Source organism: bacterium, from assembly GCA_040755795.1.
Taxonomy (GTDB): domain Bacteria; phylum UBA9089; class CG2-30-40-21; order CG2-30-40-21; family SBAY01; genus JBFLXS01.
Genome location: JBFLXS010000267.1, coordinates 1 through 5,542, shown reverse-complemented (window position 1 = coordinate 5,542; position 5,542 = coordinate 1). Strand labels below are relative to the sequence as shown.

General features: G+C 34.7%; 2 protein-coding genes. Both read left to right on the top strand.

All coding sequences use genetic code 11. The features are described from left to right. On the top strand, positions 1–1,843 hold a 1,843-nt coding region (locus AB1414_14385), incomplete at its 5' end, for a tetratricopeptide repeat protein (GenBank protein ID MEW6608610.1). A gap of 68 nt (positions 1,844–1,911) precedes the next feature. Further along, positions 1,912–5,542 (top strand): right-handed parallel beta-helix repeat-containing protein (locus tag AB1414_14380; protein ID MEW6608609.1); only part of this gene is annotated, 3,631 nt, incomplete at its 3' end.

The following is a 5,542-nucleotide window of genomic DNA, read 5'->3' as shown; positions in this document are numbered from 1 at the left end:
AGTAACTACGGAGCGTGGAGCATGGAGAACAGAAGGAAAAACTCAAAACTCAAAACTCAAAACTCAAAACTATCTCTACCTCTTCGCTTTCACGCTTGGCTTATCCTTCACCCATCATATGCAAACAATCTACTTAGTCCCTGCAAGCATATTCTTTATCATAGCAGTGTACTGGAAGAAATGGAGGCAACAAAATCCAACTCGAAAACCTTACTACTACCTACTATCTACTGACTACTCACTACTTCTCAAATTGCTTGGCTTATTCATTTTGCCATTGTTCTTATACCTATATCTACCTATTCGAGCAAGTACTCATCCAGTTTACAACTGGGGTGACCCCCAAACCTTAAAAAGGTTTATTATCCATATTACAGGACAATCATACGGACATTATTTTATCTCAGATATAAAGGGGATTTATAAAAATTTAAATGATATTATTCATTTTTTGACCGACCAGTTTACACTATATATAGTAGGGATGGCTATGCTGGGAGGAATAATATTATTACTTAGAAGAAAGACTATAGGGCTATTTTTTACTTTAATAATCCTAACTAATATAATTTATTCTATTAAATATGTTATTCCAAATATAGAAGATTATTATATTCCAACATACATCATTTTTAGTGTATCTTTCCCTTTATTTATATTAATAATAAAAGGGAGAAATCTTTTATTTCTTATGATATGTGTATTTTTCATTTTTCCTGTTATTCTTTTCCTAAGACATTACTCATACAATGACCGAGAGGATTATTATTTTGCTTATGATTATTCAAGAAATATCCTACATTCTTTATCTTCTAAAGCAGTAGCATTTGGGGAAGGAGATGCTATTAATTTCCCCAGTTATTATCTTCAATATTGTGAAAAATATTGTTTAGATATAGTTTTAATTTCTCCTGCTTTATCAGTAAATGAAGAGTACTTTGACAGTGAGAGGATGTGGTTCAGCAAAATAATTAAAGAAGAATATCCTGAGAGAGATATAGTGTCTCCTTGTCAAAAAAGCAAGGTTGACTTGAATAATACCAATGACATAATTAATAAGATAATGTCAAAAGATAATAGTGTGTCTGTATTTTTAGTTTCTGATGGAACTATTGCCAATAATTATATTTTAATTCCAATAGGAATCTTAAGTAGGGTTTCCAATAAAGGGATAGAATCAAAACAATTATATAATGAGATCAAACAAAGTTCAAAAAATTTTCTTCCCTGTAGAGGTGTACTAGATAATAACAAAATCTTTAAGGACCCAATGTGGACATGGGGAATAGTTACAAATTATGCAGTTTTATATAACCGGAGAGGTTCAATTTATTTTAATCTAGGGAAATATAAAGATGCTATTAAAGAGTATAGTAAATCTTTGAAGATAAAATGTGAAAAAAAACCTTATTTTGTTCCATATGGAAATTATTATGATAATTGGATAGATAAATATAAAGAAATTAAAAAAGATTCCATAGAGAAAATAGTAAAAGCTTATTCCTATATAGGGAATGATTATATGAAAAAAGGACTTTATTTAGAAGCTCTTAATGTATATGAAAAAGCGATAAAAATACAGCCTGATAATATAGAACTTAGAAACATAAGAGGATATATATATGCTTCAAGAGGTATGTATAATGAAGCAATAGTAGAGTTAAAAAAGGCTATCAAGATAAATCCAATGGATATTAAATCTCATATGAATTTAGCTTCGGCTTACTATAAGAAAGGGTTATGGGAAGAAGCTATTTTTGAATGTAACTGTATTTTAGAACTTGATCCGAGTAATACTTATGCTAATCAGATGTTACAAACAATTTCAAAAAGTAATATCTAATAAGGAGTTAAATAGTAATCACCAATTAGCAACCACCAATTACCAAATAAAAAGGAGCGTGAATAAAAATGAGTAAAAAACTTATGCGAGGAGTAGTATTATCTATGGGAGTTTTCTTAGTAGAATATAGTGGAGCAACCACAACAGTAAGTGGAAATCAGAGTGGTATATGGAATTTAGTTGGAAGTCCATATGTAGTTACGGGAACTGTAACTGTCCCTGAGGGGTTAAGTTTGACTATTAACCCCGGAGTAGTTGTAAAGTTTGCTACCAATACATCGTTGCTTAATTATGGGACATTAACAGCCATAGGTACTCCAGATGGAACAATTACTTTTACCTCTAATAGCCCTACCCCACAAGCAGGTGATTGGAATAGTATTAAGTTTAGTAGTGCTCAAAGTAAAGGAACAATTAGTTATTGTCTTATAGAATATGGCAAACAAGCAGTTTATTTAGAAAATACCTCAAAAATTACTATTACTCATAATATAATTAGAAATAATAAAGGTAATAGTGGTGTGGGACCATATAGTAGAGGTGAAATTGGAGCAGGAATATATTTAAGTTCATCTACTGATACCATTATAACAGGTAATACCATTTGTGATAATCAAGGTGGTCAAGGAGGAAGAGGAGATACATATAGTTCGGGGGGAAGTGGAGGAATTGGAGCAGGAATATATTTAGGTTCATCTACTAACAATACTATAACAAGTAATACCATTTATAATAATCAAGGGGGTTATGGTGGAGAAGGTGGATGGGAAGATAATTATTCTTCAGGTGGGCAGGGAGGAATTGGGGCAGGAATACATTTATTATCATCAACTAATAACACTATATTGAGTAACATTATCATTAATAGTCAACGAGGAGAAGGAGGAAGTGGTGGCAATTTTGGAGGGTCAACCGGTATGCCTGGTAATGGTTATGGTATCTATATTAACTCAAATAGTTACAATAATATTATTGATTCCAACAACACCTATAATAGTGAACCAATACACTATTATTATGGGATAACTACACCTACTATTATTGAGAATCAGACATTAACCCCTATTGGCTCTGGTTCAACAAATCTGGGTAGAGTTGTACTTATTAATTGTCAAAACTTTATTATAAGAAATAACTCTATTGCGGGTGGTGTAGGTAAAAATGGATATACAGGTGGAGAAGGTGAAAGTGGAGGAATTGGAGCAGGAATATATGTGGATTCATCGAGTAACATTAATATTATAAATAATATTATTTATAAAAATCAAGGAGGACAAGGTGGCACAGGTGGATATGGAAACTCGGGAGGATATGGAGGGATTGGGGCAGGAATATATTTAAGTTCATCTACAAATAATGCTATAACAGGTAATACCTTCTATGAAAATAAAGGTGGATCTGGAGGAACAAGTGGTGGATATGGAGGTTTAGGAAGAACAGGAGGAATTGGTACAGGGATATATTTGAATTTATCGAGGAACAATACTATAACAGGTAACACCGGTTATGAGAATAAAGGTGGATCCGGTGGAAATAGGGGATCCTATGACGCAGGTGGATCCGGAGGAATTGGATCAGGAATATACCTATATTCATCAATTAATAATGTTATTAGAGATAATTCTATCTCTAATAATTATTATGGAGAAGGGGGACCAAGTGGAAATTGTGGTAATGGTTATGGTATCTATATTGACTCAAATAGTTACAATAATATTATTGATTCCAACAACACCTATAATAGTGAACCAATACACTATTATTATGGGATAACTACACCTACTATTATTGAGAATCAGACATTAACTCCTATTGGCTCTGGTTCAACAAATCTGGGTAGAGTTGTACTTATTAATTGTCAAAACTTTATTATAAGAAATAACTCTCTTGCGGGTGGTGTAGGTAAAAATGGATATACAGGTGGAGAAGGTGAAAGTGGAGGAATTGGAGCAGGAATATATTTAGGTTTATCTACCAACAATACGATAACAGGTAATACCTTCTATGAGAATAAAGGCGGATCTGGTGGAGCAGGTGGATGGTATGGTTCAGGTGGAATTGGAGGAATTGGAGCAGGAATATATTTAGGTTTATCTACCAACAATACGATAACAGGTAATACCTTCTATGAGAATAAAGGTGGATCTGGTGGAACAGGTGGAGGGTATAAAAGTTCAGGTGGAATTGGAGGAATTGGAGCAGGAATATATTTAAGTTCATCTACAAATAATACGATAACAGGTAATACCATCTATGAGAATAAAAGCGAATCTGGTGGAGGTGGATATTATGGTTCAGGAGGAGGTGGAGGAATTGGAGCAGGAATATATTTAGGTTCATCTACAAATAATACGATAACAGGTAATACCATCTATGAGAATAAAGGCGGATTTGGTGGAGGTGGAGATTATAGTTCAGAAGGAGGTGGAGGAATTGGAACAGGAATATATTTAGGCTCATCTACCAACAATACTATAACAGGTAATACCGTCTATGAAAATAAAGGTGGATCTGGTAATCCAAATGGAAATGGAATAGGTATTTACTGTAGATCATCAGTAATTTCCAATCTTATTTACAACAATATATACAACAATCAAACATATAATCTCCAAACAGATATTTCTCCGAGTACTCAATCAGCAGAATACAACTGGTGGGGGGCAGATCCACCAAATATATCTAAATTTTCAGGTAATATTGATTACACTCCATGGTTGACAGGTTCTTATCCTCCGCCACCGCCACTTATTATTAATCCTATCTTAGGAACTATAGGAACTATAGTTACAGTTTCAGATGGAGGGTTTGGTGCAAGTGAGTTAATAAAAATAGATTTTGGGACAACTTTAACTATTACGATGGTTACGAGTCTTACCTCTGGTTCTTTCAGTGCCACTTTTACTGTTGATACTCAACCTTATGGATTTACTAGTCTTAGGGCGACGGGATTATCTTCTAGCAAGACGGCTGAGGCGGCATTTTGTATCCTGCCTGCACTTGTTCAAGTTACGCCAGCAATAGGGACGGTCGGCACTGTTGTAATGGTAAGGGGTAATGGCTTTGGGGCAAGAGAATTAGTTGCGATTAGATTTGGTACAACACCTACTATTCAAACTGCCTCTACTTATGCCGAAGGTAGCTTTATTACTACCTTTAGTGTTAATACCCAGCCTTATGGCACTATAACTATTTCTGCCTCTGGAGTTGCTTCAGGTGTTGCGGCTTATAATACCTTCTTTATCCAGCCAAATATTATTCGTCTTACTCCGGCTTATGGCACAGTTGGTTCATTTGTCACTATCAGTGGTAATGGCTTTGGTGCTATAGAAGGTATCCAGATTGATTTTGGGACTACTCTGCATATTACTCAGATTAGCAGTACTTCTTATGGAAGCTTTGCTACTACCTTTACGATTGATACCCAATTTGCCGGGGCTAAAACTATTTCGGCTATGGGGATGAGGTCTGGTGAGAGAGCATTTGCTACCTATACTATTCTATCCAATATTATATTTATCACCCCGTCCAGGGGAACTGTTGGAACACCAGTTAGAATAGTGGGTAATGGTTATGGGGCGAGTGAAGTGATAGCGATTTCATTTGGAACGACCCGAACAATTAGTCTTGCTGTTGACGATTATGCAGGCAAATTTGACACTACCTTTACTATTAATACCCAACCTTATGGCACAACGA